This is a genomic window from Bradyrhizobium sp. HKCCYLRH3059, assembly GCF_051168035.1.
In the GTDB taxonomy this organism is placed as follows: domain Bacteria; phylum Pseudomonadota; class Alphaproteobacteria; order Rhizobiales; family Xanthobacteraceae; genus Bradyrhizobium.
This window is the reverse complement of the sequence record NZ_JBNPUF010000015.1, coordinates 15,661-31,646: the sequence shown is the minus strand read 5'-3', so window position 1 is coordinate 31,646 and position 15,986 is coordinate 15,661. Positions and strand designations below refer to the sequence as shown.

Below are 15,986 nucleotides of genomic sequence, written 5' to 3'. Positions count from 1 at the left end.
GGGTCCATGGTGAACTCGGCCGCAACTTGCAACGCGCAGCGCTGGCTGTCCATCGTCGGGATTGGCGAGGATGGTGTTGACGGTCTCTCGACGTCTGCACGACGTCTCATCGCGCAGGCGGCGCTCGTGGTCGGCGGCGCGCGCCATCTCGAGCTTGCGGCGCCGTTGATTGCGGGGGAACGGCTGGCGTGGCCCAGCCCGCTGAAGCTCGCGTTCGACCAGATCGCGGCGCGACGGGGAGAGCCCGTCGTCGTTCTCGCAAGCGGCGATCCTTTCAACTACGGCGTCGGCAAGCAGCTGATGCAGCGTTTCGCGTCCGCCGAGATGCTTTGCGTCCCGCAGCCCTCGGCCTTCAGCCTCGCGGCGGCACGGCTCGGCTGGCCGCTGCAGGATGTGGCGCAGGTGACGCTGCACGGCCGCCCGCTCGAAGGGATCATCCGCCATCTCGCGCCGGCGGCGCGCATTCTGGCCCTGGCCTGGGACGGTTCCACTGCCGCACGGCTCGCCGCGCTGCTGACCTCACGCCGCATGGGACGCTCGCGCCTGACGGTGCTGGAAGCGATCGGCGGCGCGCACGAACGGGTGCGCAGCGCGTCGGCCGACGCGTTCGATCTCTCTGATATTCATCCGCTGACGACGATCGCGATCGATGTCGAAGCGGAGGTTGATGCGCCCGTGATCCCGCTGACCGCCGGTCTTGCCGATGACCTGTTCGAGCATGACGGCCAGTTGACCAAGCGCGAGGTCCGCGCCGTGACGTTGTCGGCCCTGGCGCCGCGTCCGGGCGAGCTGTTGTGGGACGTCGGGCTGGGCTCGGGTTCGGTGGCAATCGAGTGGCTGCTGCGTCATGGCTCGTTGCGCGCAATCGGCATCGAGGCGCGCCAGGACCGGGCCGACCGGGCGATGCGCAACGCGCTGGCGCTCGGCACTCCCGAGCTGACACTGGTGACGGGGCGCGCGCCAGCGGTGCTGGCGGATCTCGAAACGCCGGATGCGGTCTTCATCGGCGGCGGCATCTCGGAAGCGGGGGTGTTCGAAGCCGTCTGGTCGCGGCTGAAACCCGGCGGCCGCCTCGTCGCCAACGTGGTGTCGCTCGAAGGCGAGACGCGGCTCAGCGCGTTGTTCGGCCAGCATGGCGGTGAACTGATCCGCATCGCCGTTTCGCGCATCGAGCCGGTTGGCCGCATGCATGGCTGGCGGCAGGCCATGCCGATCACGCAGTGGCGGGTGACGAAGCCATGATCGCGCTCGGGATTGGTTGCCGGCGTGCCGCCGACGTCGCAGATATCGAGGCGATCATCGCGCATGCGCTCTCGCTTGCGCGCCTCGCGCCCGCAGACGTGTCGGTGCTCGCCACTGCGACTGACAAGGCCAGTGAGCCTGGCGTGATCTGCGCCGCGCAGCGGCTTGGCCGTCCGCTCGTCGCCATCGCCTCTGCTGACATGGCGGCTGTTGCCGATCGCGCGATCACGCGGAGCGATCGCGTCAGGTGCTTGAAGGGTGTACCTTCGGTTGCCGAGACGGCGGCGCTCGCTGCCGCCGGCGTGAATGCCCGGCTGATCCTCGTGCGCGTCGCAAACGCCGTAGCGACCTGCGCGGTGGCGGAGGGCGACGGCGCCATTGTTGCGGAGCCTGCCTCATGACGGTGCATTTCGTTGGCGCGGGTCCAGGCGCGCCGGACCTGATCACCTTGCGCGGCCGCGACCTGATCGCGCGCTGCCCGGTTTGTCTCTATGCGGGCTCGCTGGTCCCTCGGGCGCTGCTCGATCATTGTCCACCTGGCGCGCGTATCGTCGACACGGCACCGATGTCGCTCGACGAAATCGTCGCCGAAATCGAGCGCGCCACGCTCGCTGGCGAAGATGTGGCGCGACTGCATTCCGGCGATCTCTCGATCTGGAGCGCGCTCGGCGAGCAATTGCGGCGCCTCGATGCATTGCGGATCCCCTACACGATCACACCGGGCGTACCGTCGTTCGCGGCGGCTGCCGCCGCGCTTGGCCGCGAACTGACCTTGCCGGGCCTCGCCCAATCGGTGGTGCTCACGCGGACGTCCGGCCGCGCGTCGGCCATGCCGGAGACGGAGCAGCTCTCGCTGTTCGCGCAGTCGCGCGCCACGCTCGCCATCCATCTCTCGATCCACGTTCTCGATAAAGTCGTTGACGAGCTGCGGCCGCATTACGGCGACGACTGTCCGGTGGCGATCGTCTATCGCGCGAGCTGGCCGGATCAGTTGGTCCTGACCGGCACGCTGGCGACGATCGTCGGACAAGCCGCGGCTTCCGCCGTGGAGCGGACCGCGCTGATCCTCGTGGGCCGCGCGCTCGCAGCCGAGGATTTTCGCGACAGCGCGCTGTACGATACCGGCTATCAGCGGCGCTTCCGCGGGAGGGGCGAATGAGCCGGTCCCTGACTTTGTCCCACCAGCCGGCCGTCACGGTCGAACACGGCGACGTCGAGGGCCATGTCGTTGTCGCCCAGCGCACGCCGCGCCGTCTTCCAGGCGGCGAGCGCGACGGCCTCGCCGGCGGGAAATCCGACCCGCTCGGCCTCCTGCAGCACCTGCAGCGCGGTGTTGGCCGTGCGTGCGCTCGTGACCAGCGTGGCCGGCGCCCCCGCGTCATGCAGCGTGTTCGCGAGCCAGCCGAGATCGACCTCGCCGGCGCGCGAATGCAGGTCGAGCAGGCCCTGGCCGAGCTTGGTCATCTTGGCGAAGCCGCCGGCCACGGTGACGCGGGCGACCGGATGCCGGCGCAGATATTTCAACATGCCGCCGGCGAAATCGCCCATGTCGATCAGCGCCGTCTCCGGCAGGCCATGGAGCTGCTGCACGGCCTTCTCGGACGTGCTTCCCGTCGCGCCAGCGATGTGCGGCAGGCCAGCCGCGCGCGCGACGTCGATACCGCGATAGATGGAGTGGATCCAGGCAGCACAACTGAACGGCACCACGATTCCCGTGGTGCCGAGGATCGACAGGCCGCCGACAATGCCGAGCCGCGGGTTCAGCGTCTTCCTGGCGAGCTCCTCGCCGCCGGGAATGGAGATCTCGACGGCCACATCGCGCGCCGCGCCGAGCGCGGCAGCGGCCTCATTGATCGCCGCCGCGATCATCTCGCGCGGCACCGGATTGATCGCAGGTTCTCCCGGCGGCAGCGGCAATCCCGGTCGCGTCACTGTGCCGACGCCGGGGCCGGCGCGGAACGTCACGCCGGAATTGTCTGCACCGCGCCGCAAAGTCGCTTTGACCAGCGCACCGTGCGTGACATCGGGATCGTCGCCGGCGTCCTTGACGACGCCCGCGGTTGCCTTGGTGCCGTCGGTCTCATGCATCGCGATCGCAAAGCCGACGCGACGCCCGCCGGGCAAGGCGATCTCGACCATGGCAGGACAGTTGCCCGTGATCAGCAGCTCGTAGGCGGCGCGCGCCGCAGCCGTGGCGCAGCTGCCGGTCGTCCAGCCACGCTTCAGCGGTTGGTTCGGCGGATCCGCAGTTTCCTTCATGTCCGTTCGCATAGCACATTTTGCCATGCCTCGGCGGCGTTGCGGCCATGACCATGGTGGCGCCCAACGGAATCATCGTCGCCGCGCCGCGTTCCGGCGCCGGCAAGACGACGGTCACGCTCGGGCTCTTGCGTGCGCTCAGCCGGCGCGGCGCGCGCGTGCAACCCTTCAAATGCGGCCCGGACTATATCGATCTCGCCTATCACACGGCCGCTGCAGGACGGACGAGCTACAATCTCGACGGCTGGGCGATGTCGGCGCGGCAACTGCTCGGGCTTGCCTGCAGCGTTGCCGCCGATGCCGATATCGCCATCGTCGAGGGCGTCATGGGCCTCTTCGATGGTGCGTCACATCCCGGGCGCGCGGGCAGCGGCTCGGCCGCCGATCTCGCAGCCCTGACCGGCTGGCCGGTCGTGCTCGTTCTCGATGTCAGCGGGCAGACCGAGACGGCCGCCGCCGTCGCGCTCGGCTGCGCGCGTTTTCGCGACGACGTTCGCGTGGCCGGGGTGATCCTCAATCGGGTCGCGAGCGAGCGCCACCGAGCGCTCATCGAGCCGGCGTTCGCGGCTATCGGAATCAAGGTCCTCGGCGCTCTGGCGCGGGACGCGCAATTGACCTTGCCGGAACGTCATCTCGGCCTGGTCCAGGCCCAGGAGATCACGGCCATCGAGGCCCATCTCGAGCGTCTCGCGGCCAGCGTGTCCGGATCGGTCGATCTCGACGCGCTGCTCGCTCTCGCGAACCCGATCCGCGCGCCCGATCTGGCGGCGCAGACATCCAGCCTCGGCCTCAAACCGCCCGGACAGCGCATCGCGTTCGCAGCAGATGCCGCCTTCTCGTTCAGCTATCCGCACCTCCTCCGGCACTGGCGCGCTCAGGCCGCGGAGACCATTCCGTTCTCGCCGTTGAACGACGAGGCTCCCGATCCCGCAGCCGACGCGGTCTGGCTGCCAGGCGGCTATCCCGAATTGCACGCGGGACGGTTGGCCTCGGCGCGGTCGTTCCTCGATGCGTTGCGCGCGATGGCGTTACGCGGCGTGCCGATCCACGGTGAGTGCGGCGGCTACATGACGCTGGGGACAGGACTCGAGGATGCTCACGGTGTCCGGCATGCGATGGCCGGGCTGCTGTCGCTGGAAACGTCGTTCGCGCGCCGCCGCCTGCATCTCGGCTATCGTCAAGCGACGCTCTTGGCCGACTGCAGTCTCGGCGGAAGAGGGGCCGTCGTTCACGGTCACGAATTCCACTATGCAACCATCCTGAGCGAGGCAGACGATCCGCTGATCGCGTGCCGCGATGCGTCGGGCGGCGTTGTCGCCGAGCACGGCGCCCGGCGCGGGTCGGTGACCGGATCGTTCCTGCACGTCCTGAGCGGGGAGGGCGCATGAGCGAGCTAGGCCGAAGCCCTCCGCAGTTCGACGCGACATTCCGGCAGCGCTTTGCCGAGCTGGTGCGCTGGCGTCGCGACGTCCGCCGTTTCCGCGCCGATCCGGTCTCCCCAGAGCTGATCGAACAGTTGCTCGCGCTCGCGTCCCATGCGCCATCCGTCGGCTTCTGCCAGCCCTGGCGGTTCGTGCTCGTCGAGAGCCCTGAGCGCCGCGCGACGGTCATCGAGAACTTCCAGCACGCGAACCAGGCCGCGCTCGCCGGCTATGATGGTGAGCGCCGCGCGCTCTATGCAAGCCTCAAGCTGGAAGGCTTGACGCAGGCGCCGGTCCATCTCGCTGTCTGTGCCGACGAGGGCGCTGCCACCGGTCATCGTCTCGGCCGCGCCACGATGCCGGAAACGCTCCGCTACTCGGTGGTGGCGGCGATCCAGACGTTCTGGCTGGCAGCGCGCGCGGAAGGTCTCGGCGTCGGCTGGGTGTCGATCCTGGACCCGGCGGCTGTCTGTCGTGAACTCGAGTTGCCGTCCGACTGGAGCCTGATTGCGTATCTCTGCGTCGGCTGGCCGCAGGAGGAGCATGACGATCCCGAGTTGGAACGTCACGGCTGGGAAACGCGGCTCGACCAGACCGTGGTCAAGCCGCTCAAGCGCTAGTCACGATGCGAGCGCCAACGCCGGTGCGTCAACCGTCATCGGCTCGCCGACAGCGTCCGCGGCGCGCATGAGCTGAAACCGTGTGCCGTGCAGGTTGAGGGTCAGTGGAATGCCGCGGAAATCGTCGTGAAAGGCGCGGATGCGGCGCGCCATGTCGGCCGGATCGATGTCGACGGGCATGTCGCACATGGCGGCGTACATCTGCCGGGTGCTCTTCGCGCCGCTCCAACCGGTGCCGAGTGCCGGCAGCGGGCCGGCATGGCAGGCGAGGTCGCGCGACATCCGCCAGAACAGATAGGCGAGCCGCACGAACGTCATCTGCTCCAAGCCGCGGACATCCACGCCTTGCGGGATGTCGAACGTCTCGACACCGACGATCGCGCCGCAGTCGACCCGGGTCTCCATCGCATGGGCCGTCGCGCCGAAGCGCGTCGCACCGTCGTACATCGCGAAATGGGCCGGTGCCCAGCCGGGATAATCCGGCGGGCCCGGATGAAAATTGTAGGCGCCGTGGCCGAGCGCCTGAAGGATGGCGGCGGGCACGATGACGCCGGTCGTGAAGGCAAGCAGGCGGGATCTGCCGAGCACGTCGCGCTCGATGGCTTCGATGTCCTGCAGGCTGACCGCGAAACGGAATGCGAGGGCAGGGTTGTGCGCCCGCAGGAGCTCCGACAATGCGAGCTGCTGGTCGCGGCTGCCGGTGAGAAGGATGATGGTGTCGAACATGATTTGTCCTGGCTGGCGTCAGTGGCGATGGGCGTTGAAGCTGGCGGGCCGGCGCGTCGCTTCCGAGGCGGCGGTGGCGGCGAACAGATCGGCCGGCAGTTCCTGACCGGGGATGATCTCGAGCACCATGTTGTCAGCCAGCAAAGCGGCCTCCCTCGCGATGCGAACCTCCGGCGGCCACGAGCACAGCGAAAGCTCGAGGCGGCCAAAGCCGCCGCAATCGGCGACGAAGGCGCTCGTCAGCCTCTCGATGCTGTCAGCCGTTGCGCGTGCGCTACTGCGTTCGACGTCGCGCAGGATGACCGTGATGCCCCGGTCGGACTTCACTCTCGAGCGCACCACGAGCAGCGACTCCAGCGCGCCGACGCGCCCAGCCCGCCGCGGCGACCGCGCCACCTCGGCGAAGTCCGGGTCGGGACCAAGATCAGCCTTGGTCGGCTTCAGATTGTGCACGATCGTCGCGTTGCGGACCCCGGCTTCCCCTGCAACGGCATGAAAGCTGCGGGGAAGCCAGACCGTGTCGAGCGCGATCTGAGACGTTACCGCACTCCAGGCCTGGTCGATCAGATAGCCGCCCCAGACATCGGGGTATGACGAGGCGATCTCGCGCCAGGTCGTCAGCATTGTCTCGGCCGCCTTGGAGCGACCGAAATAGAGGGTGCGCGGCGACATCTCCCAGCCGTTCCACTTATGGACGGCGAAGTCGCAGCCCGTCAGATGAGGAAGGTCCGGGGCGGCTTGAAACATCACGTCGGCCTCGACGTACAACAGCGGCTCGCGGTGACGCTGCCACATCCGCGCGATGAAGTCGGCCTTGTCGGCAGCGCTCAGACGCTCGCCGGGGCGTCGATCGATCGCCTCGATGTCGAATGGGAGCCCGAACCGCTGCAGCGAGCGTCTGAGATGATAGACGTGCAGGTCGCCGACCGTCGTTGGATGGCAGGACACGACACGCATCGCAGGTGCGGGTGCCGCCTCCGGAGCAGGCCAGTCGCGGCCGCCCCACCACAATTCATGCGGACCGTCGGCTGAGGTGCCGACGGTACCGAACGCGGTCAACTTGGATTTCAGGAAATCGAACGCAGGATTTTCGCCGAAGGGGATGACCACGGCGTCATACGTTGTCAGCGAGCCATGCAGCAGTTCGGCACCCGCGCCCGTCGGCGGGTCGAGCAGGACGACCGTACGGCCACGGCCAAGCGACGGACGGTCGCCGCAGTGAATCGGCGGCCCGAACGTCCGCGACAGCCATTGGAGACGACGACCTTGCTGCTGACCGAGCTTGACGCCGAGAGCGCGCAGGGCTTGCACCGGGTCGTCGTCAATGGTCTTCGGGTCTTGTCGCGTCATGCCGGGTCCTCCTGCACAATCAAACGGACCACGTCAGCCAATCAGGCGCGTCGATCGCGCATGTGCTTGCGCCGATGACTTGCGATGATGCGCGTAGGACGAGGCTCTCGACACGGAAAACGCGAACTTCGTTTCGCAATGTTGCCGGGCGCGCCGCTCGAATCCCCAACGGTTGAATCGACATCGTGATTGCAGAAGCGGAAGTACGAGCATTCGCGTCCGGTCTGATCAAGTTAACCAGCACTGACGTGAGCGATTGGGCGCGCAAAAGCGATCGCTGTGCGGATCCCGCGCTTCACGCTGATACGTTGAACGCAACTCCGCTCCGGAGAGTCTGTATCGATCGAAACATTCAGCAACATTCGGTGACGCTATGGACATCGATGGACATCCAGGCATGTGTCGATGGCGCGCGACGCATCACGTCGTTCGCTCCATTTTGTCGCGTCATCAGCAACTACAACGTACGAACGCGACAGATCAGGCGCGTCATGTCGCAAAAATCGTCACGCGATTCAAAAATCGCGTCTGCGGCAACTGACAGAGTCGAAAAATGAGATAATTTCGTCGAGGTGATTCGGAAAAAATTGCCGGGCGAGATGATCGTTTCGCAAGAATTCCGGACCTTGCGCGAGCGCGGATTTGGCGTGCGCGGTACGCATCCACGGATGCTGTTAGTAAGCGTTGCAGCTCGCGTTTTCTGCTGAATTCGTCTTCCGGAATGAAACTCCCGCCATGCCGAACATCGGCCTTTCCTTCTCAACGACCGTCGAGCGCTCGATCCGCGTGCGGCAGAATTTGCCTGTCCCTAGGCAAAACATTCCACCTAACTATCTGAAAAGTCACAAAAAATCTTCGCCTGCTTCTCTCGATCGCAGCGTTCAACGATCGGAAGCCGTCTGCGAATTGCGTAGTCGGCATTGCGGGTTGGAGATTCGGAAATGAGCTACGCGCTGGACGTCTGGGCCCCGGCCGATGGCGTATCTTCGAAGGAGCCGGAGGCGCCGGACGTTGCGACGCTGCTGTCGAGCGAGTCGGCCAGCACCGTTCCCGACTCCGCGCCGCCAGGCGAGGCTGCGATCTTTGACGAGGACAAGGATCTGCTCGACCGGCTGGCCACCGGAGAGGAACTCGCATTTCGTCTCCTCGTCGAGCGCCACATCGACCGCGCCTATGCGATTGCGTTGCGCATCGTCGGCAATGCTGCCGATGCAGAGGACGTCGTGCAGGATACGATGTTGAAGGTCTGGACGCACCGCGGGCGGTGGCAGCACGGCCGCGCCAAATTCTCGACCTGGCTCTATCGCGTCGTCAGCAACCGCTGTATCGACATCCGGCGCAAGCCGCGGACCGAGAATGTCGATGTGGTGCCCGAGGTTGCGGACGGCAAGCCGGATGCAGTGAGCGTCATCGAGCGTGCGGAGCTCAGCGACCTCCTGGAAGGAGCGATGCAGCGGCTTCCGGAACAGCAACGGATCGCTGTGATCCTGTCGTATCACGAGAACATGAGCAACGGCGAGATCGCCGAGGTGATGGACACGACAGTGGCCGCCGTGGAGTCGCTGTTGAAACGGGGACGCCAGCATCTGCGCGACATGCTGCGGCGTCACGAGCGCGACATTCGCGGCGCCTTCACGGATTGCTAACCATAAAAATCCCGTCGCGGGAGAATTCCCGCCTGATTCCCGCAGGCGCTTCCGTTTGATCGGTCAGACGGGGCCGATCCGCACCGTCAGTCCTTCCACGATGCGGCGTGCTTTGCCGATCACTCAGGAGTCCTCACCGTGCCCGCAATTTCCACCAACATCGCCGCCAACTCCGCCGTCCGCTACCTGAACATCAACTCCAACCAGGAGACGAGCTCGCTCTCCAAGCTGTCGAGCGGTTCGCGCATCACGTCAGCCTCGGACGACGCGGCCGGTCTCGCCATTTCGACGCGTATCTCGTCGGACATCACCACGCTGCAGCAGGCTGCGACCAACACGGCGCAGGCGACGTCGATCCTGCAGACCGCGGATGGTGGCGCATCCAACATCAGCGACATCCTGGCGCGCATGAAGTCGCTGGCCTCCGAGTCCGCATCGGGCACCACGGTCGGAACCAGCCGCACCTACATCCAGTCGGAATTCTCGCAGCTCACCAGTGAAATCTCGTCGATCGCGACCGGAACGCGCTATAGCGGCCAGAGCCTGCTCGACGGCACCAGCACCTTCTCGTCGGGCGTCTCGGTCCTGGTCGGCTCGTCCGCGTCCGACACCATCAACATCACGCTGTCGGATCTCACCGCGAGCACGCTCGGCGTCTCGTCGCTCGACGTCAGCACCCAGACCGGCGCGACCGCAGCCTTGACCGCTCTCGACACCGCGATCGACACCGTGTCGAAGGCCCGCGCCGACATCGGCGCGCAGGAGTCGCGCTTCAACTTCTCGGCCGACTCGATCTCCACGCAGACGCAGAACCTGCAATCGGCCAATTCCGCGATCAAGGACGTCGACATCGCGTCCGAGCAGGCGAAGCTGTCGTCGGCGCAGGTGAAGACCCAGGCCGCGGTGTCGGCGGAAGCCGCCGCCAACCAGATCCCGCAGTACCTCCTGAAGCTGCTGGGCTGAGCCGTGATCTGCCGGGCCGGCGCCTCGCCGGTCCGGCTTTTTCCTTGGAGGACGACGACGGATGACGGTGAGCAGCGCAACCTCGAGCACGAGCAGCACGACGTCGTCTTCTTCATCATCGTCGACGAGCTCGAGCAGCTCGCTCACGACGTCGGGCACGAGCACGACGAGCACAATCGACTGGACCGCGCTGATCGAGTCCGCCGTCAATGCCAAGCTCACCCAGGCGACCCAGATCTCGACCAAGATCACGGCCAATGAGGCCAAGATCACGGCGTATCAGACGCTGCAGACCACGCTGAAGACGCTGTCATCGGGATTGTCGTCACTGGCGACGTCGATGGTGAACTCGCTTGCGACCAACGCCTTCGCCACGCGGGCCGCCACCATCAGCGCGACCGGCGACGTCAGCGCCTCATCGGCTCTGTCGATGTCGGTGAGCAACGGAGCCGCGACCGGCAGCCACACGCTGACGATCAGCCAGGTCGCCACGGCTCACAAGGTGACCGGTACGACGCAGTCGAGCCAGACCGCGGCACTCGGCTATTCCGGTACGTTCTCGCTCGGCCTGTCCGGGGGCAGCACGGCCGACATCACCATCACCAGCGGCATGTCGCTGCAGGATGTCGTCGACGCGATCAATGCCCAGAGCTCCACGACCAATGTCGAGGCGTCGATCGTCCAGGTATCGAGCGGGTCCTATCAGCTGGTGTTGACGGGGACCCAGGATGCCGCGGACATCACCTATGCAAGCTCGTCCGGGGACGACGTCCTCAACAAGCTCGGGGTGACCGACAGCTCGGGAGCCTTCGCGACGGTGCTGCAGACCGCGCAGGCAGCGGAATTCACGCTCGATGGGATCAGCCTGACGCGCGATACCAACGACATCACCGACGTTCTCAGTGGCGTCACCTTCGACCTGCTGCAGGCGACCCCGTCCGGAACGACGCTGACCGTCACGATCGGGACGGACACGAGCCAGATCTCGTCGGCATTGCAGACATTCGTTACCGACTACAATGCATTCCGCGATGCCGTGATCGCGCAGCAGACCACCAATTCAGACGGGACGGCGTCCTCGAGCTCCGTCCTGTTCGGCGACGGCACCATGCGCGACATCATGAATTCGCTTCAGGCCGTGCTCGGAACCTCGGTCGGCGGGTTGACGATGGCCGACCTTGGCCTGTCGTTCAACGAGAAGAACGAGCTCGAACTCGATACCAGCACGCTGTCGACGATCCTCAGCACCAATCTGAGCGGCGTGACGACGTTGTTGTCGGCGCAGACCAAGACCTCGTCGAGCCAGCTCAGCGTGGTCAATACCGGGTCGTCGCCGCAGTCGTTCACCCTTGATCTGGCGGTGGATTCGTCGGGAAATCTTTCGGCGGCGTCCGTCGGTGGCGACAGCTCCCTGTTCACGGTGAGCGGCAACACGATCGTGGGCAATTCCGGGACGATCTATGCCGGGATGGCCTTCACCTATGCCGGCTCGACGTCGCAATCGATCACCGTGACCTCCACACAGGGGCTCGCGACCCAGATCTACCAGATCGCCAAGACCGCATCATCCAGCACGGGATCGCTGCAGACGCTGATCGATAATCTGACCTCGCAGGACGACACGATGCAGGCCAAGGTCGATGACATCAAGAGCTCGGCCTCCACGTTCCAGACGCAGCTTACGGCGCAGTACGCCAAATATCAGGCTGCGATCGAGAGCGCCAACAACACGCTCACTTATCTGAAAGCCCTTCTCAACGCGAGTTCGAGTAACTGATGACCCAGAATTCGATGGCGCAATTCGCAAGTCAGGCCTATCGCGGCGCTGCGGTGGCCGTTCCGCCGCTGCGGGCCGTCATCATGCTGCTCAACGGAGCGATGATGAGCTTGCAGAAGTCGCTGCAGGCGCAGGAGGCTCGCCGCTTCGAGGAGGGGCACATCCATGTGACCCGGGCGACGGCCATTCTGCGCGGATTGAGCCTTCACCTCGATCCGACGCGCGGCGGGCCGGTCGCCGACCAGCTGTTCGGAACCTACAACGCCCTGATCGTGGCCGCGCTGCGGGCCTACGGTCGACCTCACATGCGCGAGAATTTCCAGCGGATCACCGAAAGTCTGCTGGAACTGCGGGAGGCGTGGGAGGCTGTCGAGGCGGCAACCCGGGGAAAGCGAGCGGCCGGTGATTCGGCCAACCCTCGGTAGCTCTGGCGAATCAGGCCCCTGCCGCACCGCGGAAATCTTGGGAAACGGATCAGAAACGGGCTGCATTGTCTCCCGTTTCGGTATCCAGTGCGGCCTCGCGTGCATACGGCTCCCGAAAAGTACGGAGTTTTCCGTGTCCGGTTGCGGTCGATCGCCACAATTGCCGATATCAATTTCGTTCGCGGGCTGAATGCTTTATGACCAAGCTGGAAGCGCTGGATTGGGCGGACGATGGACGTCAGGGAATTCGAGGATCTGATCGGCAGGCTGGGTGAGGACATCTCGCGCTGGCCAGCGGAGCAGCGTCAGTCAGCTGCTGACCTGCTGGCATCCTCTCCCGAAGCCGATCGATTGCTGTCCGAGGCACGTCTTGTTCGTGAGGCGCTGTCGTCGCCGCCGGCGCGTGCACCCGCGGGCTTGACGTCGCGCATCCTTGCTGCGGCCCATCGCCTGACCCAAGAGGAAGCGGCAACCGCCCCGGCCGACGCCCACCAGCCTGGCTGAGCCCTAGCCAGGGCCGAGCTTGGGCGGCTACGCTTTGGCCGGTTGGACTTCGGCGCTGGAAGCGCAACACCATCGCATCAGTCATCTCGCTCAATCTGTCGAGCTCTCTTGCGCGCGAATCCGGGCGCCCGAGTGCGGCGACGGCGAACCGTCGCGCCGATGCAGATCGGAGCCTCGCACCAGGCGATTTTTGCCCACTCAGCGCAACCGCGCGGCGGCAAATTCTGCCGTCGGATCAACTAATTCGACCGACTAATTGTGCGCCTGGAATCGGCGTTCCGGCCGTTTGATCAGCAAACGCCTTCACGACCGCGTGGTCGTGCTGTGTCCCGCCGTCGTTCGCGGCGCGAGCCGGAGTTCTGCCATGACCGTTTCTGCCGCGAGTTCGTCGACTGCGACCACCTCATCGACCTCATCATCCAGCGACACATCTCGTACGACACTCAGCTCGACCGACTTTCTTCAGCTCCTGGTGAGCGAACTCCAGAACCAGGATCCGCTCAATGCGACCAGCGTGACCGACTTCATCAACCAGATGACGTCCTACGCCAACTACACCTCGCAGCAGTCGCTCAACAGCAGCATGACCTCGCTGGCCGGCTCGTTCTCGAGCCTGGTGACGCTGAATTCGGTGAACTACATCGGTCACACCGTCGAGGCCAAGAGTGACACCGCCGTTCTCTCGAACGGCTCGGCGACGTTCGGCTATTCGCTGTCGTCGGCGGCATCGAACGTTTCGATCTCGATCAAGGATTCCTCCGGAAGCACGGTCTGGACCGGCACCGGGACCGGCAACAAGGGCGCCAATTCGATCACCTGGGACGGCACCGATTCCAGCGGCAATCAGCTCAGCGACGGCGGCCAGTACACGATCTCCGTGACGGCGACGGACTCCGCGGGCACCTCGGTCCTCAACTACACGACGGTCACCGGGACCGTAACCGGCATCGACACCTCGACCAGCACGCCCTCGCTCACCGTCGGCGGCGTTCCTGTCAGCGCCAGCAACATCATCGGCGTCACCTCCTGACGGCATTACCCGGAGTACAATCATGAGTCTTTCTGGAGCCCTGTCATCGGCGATCTCGGCGCTCAATGCGCAGAGTTCGTCGCTCGCCATGATCAGCGACAACATCTCCAACGCCGATACGACCGGATACAAGACCACCTCCGGCCTGTTCGAGCAGCTGGTGACGGCATCGAGCAGTTCGAAAGCCTATTCCTCGGGGGGCGTCTCGGTCTCCGGCCGTGCCAACATCACGCAGCAGGGGCTGCTGGCCGCCACCACCAACGCGACCGACGTCGCAATCCAGGGCTCGGGTTTCTTCGTCGCGACCAACTCGACTTCGGCCGGAGGCGAGACTTTCTACACCCGCAACGGCGCGTTCACCACCGACAATGCCGGCTATCTCGAGAACGACGGCTACTATCTCGAAGGCTGGCGCACCGATGCAACCGGCAACGTGGTCGGCAACGGCCTCGAGCCGGTCAATACGAAGGTGGCGCTGACGAATGGTGGGGCGACGACCAAGACGTCGCTTGCGGCCAACCTGCCGGCCGATGCCGCGAGCGGAGACACCTTCAGCAGCTCGATGACCGTGTACGATTCGCTGGGGCAATCGCACGCGCTCAACGTCACCTGGACCAAGGGGGCGACGGCGAACGAATGGACCGCCGATTTCGCGCCGGCGACGGCGTCGGACGGCACCGTGACGAGCGGCACCTATACGATCGATTTCAACTCTGACGGCTCGCTGAACACGGTGTCCTCGACCAATCTCGGTATCACCTGGAACAACGGCGCCGCGGCGAGCTCGATCGCGCTCAGCTTCGGCACCACCGGCGGCGGCACCGACGGCCTGACGCAGTTGTCGTCCGGCAGCACGACGCCGAGCGTCTCCAATTTCAGCGCCAATTCCGATGGCATCTCGTTTGGCACGCTGAGCAGCATTTCGGTCGGCAAGAATGGCCTCGTCGAGGCGACCTATTCCAACGGACAGACGGTTCCGATCTACAAGCTCGCGGTGGCGACCTTCGCCGATCCCAATGGTCTCGTGGCGCATAGCAGCGGCATGTACACGTCGACGGCGACGTCGGGCAATGCGACCCTGCAGGCGTCCGGCGAGAATGGTGCAGGAACCATCTACGGCAGTGAGCTGGAATCGAGCACGACCGACACCACGGGCCAGTTCAGCAACATGATCTCGGCTCAGCAGGCCTATTCGGCGGCATCGCAGGTGATCTCGGCCGTCAACAAGATGTACGACACGCTGATTTCGTCGATGAGGTGATCATGGCCGACCTGAAGAGGGAGCGGCTCGGCGAGGGCGAGGCTCTGCTGAAGAGGCTGCGGCGGCTGAGACTGCGCGCTGCGACCGCCGGCAAGGACGACCGCGCGCAACTGCTGGCCTTGATCGACGATATCGAAACGGTCCGACGAAAGCTGCTGCGTGAATGCGCGCTGCTCGACGAAGAGCTCAAGGTCGCCACCGTGAGGGTGACGGCGCTGAATACCTACGCCCGTGTCGCGCAGATCAGCCGCCGACCGCAGCGTGAACAGTAGGATGGGAGCGACAGGATGAAACACGCAATTCAGGCCGATCAGCGGCCGGCCAGCGAAGATGAAGTGCGGACCTTGATCGCGCTGATCGACGAACTCATCGCGGTGGTGTCGGAGGAGAATGCGGAGCTTGCCAAAGGGCTCCCGGCCTCGCGTTCCAAGCAGCTCGACGACAAGAATCGGCTCGCCGGGCTGTTTGAGCAGCGGGTCGCCGAATGCGCCAGGCGAACGGCGAGCCTCGACGTCCGCGACCGTGTGCTGCGCGAGCAGCTCATGGAGCACATCTTCAACCTTCGTGGCGCGATGGACGAGAACCTCGTTCGGCTGCGGGCTGCGATCGAAGCCAGCAATCGTCGCATCGAGGCGGTGATGCAGGCGATCCGCGAGCAGATCGCGAATGCCTCGCCCTATGGCGCCGGTGGACGTCGTACCGCGCGTGCGACGTCCTGTGGAACCAACGTGAGGGCGTGATGGCCAGCCAACAGCGGGAGTA

Annotated in this window: 17 protein-coding genes; 14 read left to right on the top strand and 3 right to left on the bottom strand. The window is 65.4% G+C overall.

The window, feature by feature from the left end:
- Positions 1-6 precede the first annotated feature (6 nt).
- Genes cbiE through cobM form a run of 3 tightly spaced genes read left to right on the top strand, consistent with a single transcriptional unit; the run spans position 7 to position 2,401 of the window.
- On the top strand, positions 7-1,242 hold the full coding sequence (gene cbiE, locus ACQR13_RS31225; protein ID WP_434863552.1) for a precorrin-6y C5,15-methyltransferase (decarboxylating) subunit CbiE: 1,236 nt from the start codon (positions 7-9) through the stop codon (positions 1,240-1,242).
- Positions 1,239-1,643: a cobalamin biosynthesis protein gene (locus ACQR13_RS31220; protein ID WP_434863551.1), complete on the top strand. Its 405-nt coding sequence runs from the start codon at positions 1,239-1,241 to the stop codon at positions 1,641-1,643. Before cbiE ends, ACQR13_RS31220 begins: the two co-directional genes overlap by 4 nt.
- Positions 1,640-2,401 carry a precorrin-4 C(11)-methyltransferase gene (gene cobM / locus ACQR13_RS31215; RefSeq protein WP_315754514.1) on the top strand — a complete coding sequence of 254 codons (762 nt, stop codon included), beginning with the start codon at positions 1,640-1,642 and terminating at the stop codon, positions 2,399-2,401. Before ACQR13_RS31220 ends, cobM begins: the two co-directional genes overlap by 4 nt.
- Here the strand turns inward: cobM and ACQR13_RS31210 are convergent.
- Complete coding sequence (locus ACQR13_RS31210) at positions 2,371-3,501, bottom strand: cobalt-precorrin-5B (C(1))-methyltransferase (RefSeq protein ID WP_316225769.1); 1,131 nt, start codon at positions 3,499-3,501, stop codon at positions 2,371-2,373. The genes cobM and ACQR13_RS31210 overlap by 31 nt on opposite strands.
- Positions 3,502-3,548: 47 nt before the next feature.
- Between ACQR13_RS31210 and ACQR13_RS31205 the strand changes: the two genes are divergently transcribed.
- Both ACQR13_RS31205 and bluB read left to right on the top strand, forming a co-directional pair.
- Complete coding sequence (locus tag ACQR13_RS31205) at positions 3,549-4,889, top strand: cobyrinate a,c-diamide synthase (protein WP_434863550.1); 1,341 nt, start codon at positions 3,549-3,551, stop codon at positions 4,887-4,889.
- Positions 4,886-5,542: a 5,6-dimethylbenzimidazole synthase gene (bluB, locus tag ACQR13_RS31200; protein ID WP_434863549.1), complete on the top strand. Its 657-nt coding sequence runs from the start codon at positions 4,886-4,888 to the stop codon at positions 5,540-5,542. The genes ACQR13_RS31205 and bluB overlap by 4 nt, the downstream gene beginning before the upstream one ends.
- On the opposite strand, the gene ACQR13_RS31195 is transcribed toward bluB, so the two are convergent.
- Together ACQR13_RS31195 and ACQR13_RS31190 are read right to left on the bottom strand one after the other, a co-directional pair.
- Positions 5,543-6,268, bottom strand: a complete 726-nt coding sequence (locus ACQR13_RS31195) for a formyltransferase family protein (RefSeq protein ID WP_315828421.1) — start codon at positions 6,266-6,268, stop codon at positions 5,543-5,545.
- An 18-nt stretch (positions 6,269-6,286) separates the two neighbouring features.
- Positions 6,287-7,618: a hypothetical protein gene (locus ACQR13_RS31190; RefSeq protein ID WP_434863548.1), complete on the bottom strand. Its 1,332-nt coding sequence runs from the start codon at positions 7,616-7,618 to the stop codon at positions 6,287-6,289.
- 941 nt (positions 7,619-8,559) lie between these two features.
- Here ACQR13_RS31190 and ACQR13_RS31185 point away from each other — a divergent pair.
- The 9 genes from ACQR13_RS31185 (at position 8,560) to ACQR13_RS31145 (ending at position 15,964) form a co-directional block, all read left to right on the top strand.
- Positions 8,560-9,264 carry an RNA polymerase sigma factor gene (locus ACQR13_RS31185; protein WP_315754502.1) on the top strand — a complete coding sequence of 235 codons (705 nt, stop codon included), beginning with the start codon at positions 8,560-8,562 and terminating at the stop codon, positions 9,262-9,264.
- A 138-nt stretch (positions 9,265-9,402) separates the two neighbouring features.
- A complete protein-coding gene (locus ACQR13_RS31180; RefSeq protein WP_315718450.1) occupies positions 9,403-10,227 on the top strand; it encodes a flagellin in 825 nt (274 codons plus the stop codon).
- Positions 10,228-10,288: 61 nt separating this feature from the next.
- Entirely contained in the window at positions 10,289-12,004 is a 1,716-nt protein-coding gene (gene fliD, locus ACQR13_RS31175) for a flagellar filament capping protein FliD (protein WP_434863547.1), read from the top strand.
- Positions 12,004-12,429, top strand: coding sequence for a flagellar export chaperone FliS (fliS, locus tag ACQR13_RS31170; protein ID WP_315828418.1), 426 nt, complete (start codon positions 12,004-12,006; stop codon positions 12,427-12,429). The genes fliD and fliS overlap by 1 nt, the downstream gene beginning before the upstream one ends.
- 231 nt (positions 12,430-12,660) lie before the next feature.
- A complete protein-coding gene (locus ACQR13_RS31165; protein ID WP_315754497.1) occupies positions 12,661-12,933 on the top strand; it encodes a hypothetical protein in 273 nt (90 codons plus the stop codon).
- Between the two features lie 364 nt (positions 12,934-13,297).
- On the top strand, positions 13,298-13,963 hold the full coding sequence (locus tag ACQR13_RS31160) for a flagellar hook assembly protein FlgD (protein WP_315718454.1): 666 nt from the start codon (positions 13,298-13,300) through the stop codon (positions 13,961-13,963).
- A gap of 22 nt (positions 13,964-13,985) precedes the next feature.
- Positions 13,986-15,224 carry a flagellar hook protein FlgE gene (flgE, locus tag ACQR13_RS31155; RefSeq protein ID WP_315754495.1) on the top strand — a complete coding sequence of 413 codons (1,239 nt, stop codon included), beginning with the start codon at positions 13,986-13,988 and terminating at the stop codon, positions 15,222-15,224.
- Between the two features lie 2 nt (positions 15,225-15,226).
- Entirely contained in the window at positions 15,227-15,496 is a 270-nt protein-coding gene (locus ACQR13_RS31150) for a hypothetical protein (RefSeq protein ID WP_315718456.1), read from the top strand.
- A gap of 15 nt (positions 15,497-15,511) precedes the next feature.
- Positions 15,512-15,964: a flagellar protein FlgN gene (locus ACQR13_RS31145; RefSeq protein WP_315718457.1), complete on the top strand. Its 453-nt coding sequence runs from the start codon at positions 15,512-15,514 to the stop codon at positions 15,962-15,964.
- The last annotated feature ends 22 nt before the right edge of the window (positions 15,965-15,986 follow it).

What these genes read in the sequence shown, in the direction of transcription:
- flgE (WP_315754495.1), top strand. Translation starts at nt 13,986, where the DNA reads ATGAGTCTTTCTGGAGCCCTGTCATCGGCGATCTCGGCGCTCAATGCG.
- cobM (WP_315754514.1), top strand. Translation starts at nt 1,640, where the DNA reads ATGACGGTGCATTTCGTTGGCGCGGGTCCAGGCGCGCCGGACCTGATC.
- ACQR13_RS31210 (WP_316225769.1), bottom strand. Translation starts at nt 3,501, where the DNA reads ATGAAGGAAACTGCGGATCCGCCGAACCAACCGCTGAAGCGTGGCTGG.
- ACQR13_RS31160 (WP_315718454.1), top strand. Translation starts at nt 13,298, where the DNA reads ATGACCGTTTCTGCCGCGAGTTCGTCGACTGCGACCACCTCATCGACC.
- fliS (WP_315828418.1), top strand. Translation starts at nt 12,004, where the DNA reads ATGACCCAGAATTCGATGGCGCAATTCGCAAGTCAGGCCTATCGCGGC.
- ACQR13_RS31165 (WP_315754497.1), top strand. Translation starts at nt 12,661, where the DNA reads ATGGACGTCAGGGAATTCGAGGATCTGATCGGCAGGCTGGGTGAGGAC.
- ACQR13_RS31195 (WP_315828421.1), bottom strand. Translation starts at nt 6,268, where the DNA reads ATGTTCGACACCATCATCCTTCTCACCGGCAGCCGCGACCAGCAGCTC.
- ACQR13_RS31220 (WP_434863551.1), top strand. Translation starts at nt 1,239, where the DNA reads ATGATCGCGCTCGGGATTGGTTGCCGGCGTGCCGCCGACGTCGCAGAT.
- ACQR13_RS31190 (WP_434863548.1), bottom strand. Translation starts at nt 7,618, where the DNA reads ATGACGCGACAAGACCCGAAGACCATTGACGACGACCCGGTGCAAGCC.
- bluB (WP_434863549.1), top strand. Translation starts at nt 4,886, where the DNA reads ATGAGCGAGCTAGGCCGAAGCCCTCCGCAGTTCGACGCGACATTCCGG.
- ACQR13_RS31205 (WP_434863550.1), top strand. Translation starts at nt 3,549, where the DNA reads ATGACCATGGTGGCGCCCAACGGAATCATCGTCGCCGCGCCGCGTTCC.
- fliD (WP_434863547.1), top strand. Translation starts at nt 10,289, where the DNA reads ATGACGGTGAGCAGCGCAACCTCGAGCACGAGCAGCACGACGTCGTCT.
- ACQR13_RS31185 (WP_315754502.1), top strand. Translation starts at nt 8,560, where the DNA reads ATGAGCTACGCGCTGGACGTCTGGGCCCCGGCCGATGGCGTATCTTCG.
- ACQR13_RS31145 (WP_315718457.1), top strand. Translation starts at nt 15,512, where the DNA reads ATGAAACACGCAATTCAGGCCGATCAGCGGCCGGCCAGCGAAGATGAA.
- cbiE (WP_434863552.1), top strand. Translation starts at nt 7, where the DNA reads ATGGTGAACTCGGCCGCAACTTGCAACGCGCAGCGCTGGCTGTCCATC.
- ACQR13_RS31150 (WP_315718456.1), top strand. Translation starts at nt 15,227, where the DNA reads ATGGCCGACCTGAAGAGGGAGCGGCTCGGCGAGGGCGAGGCTCTGCTG.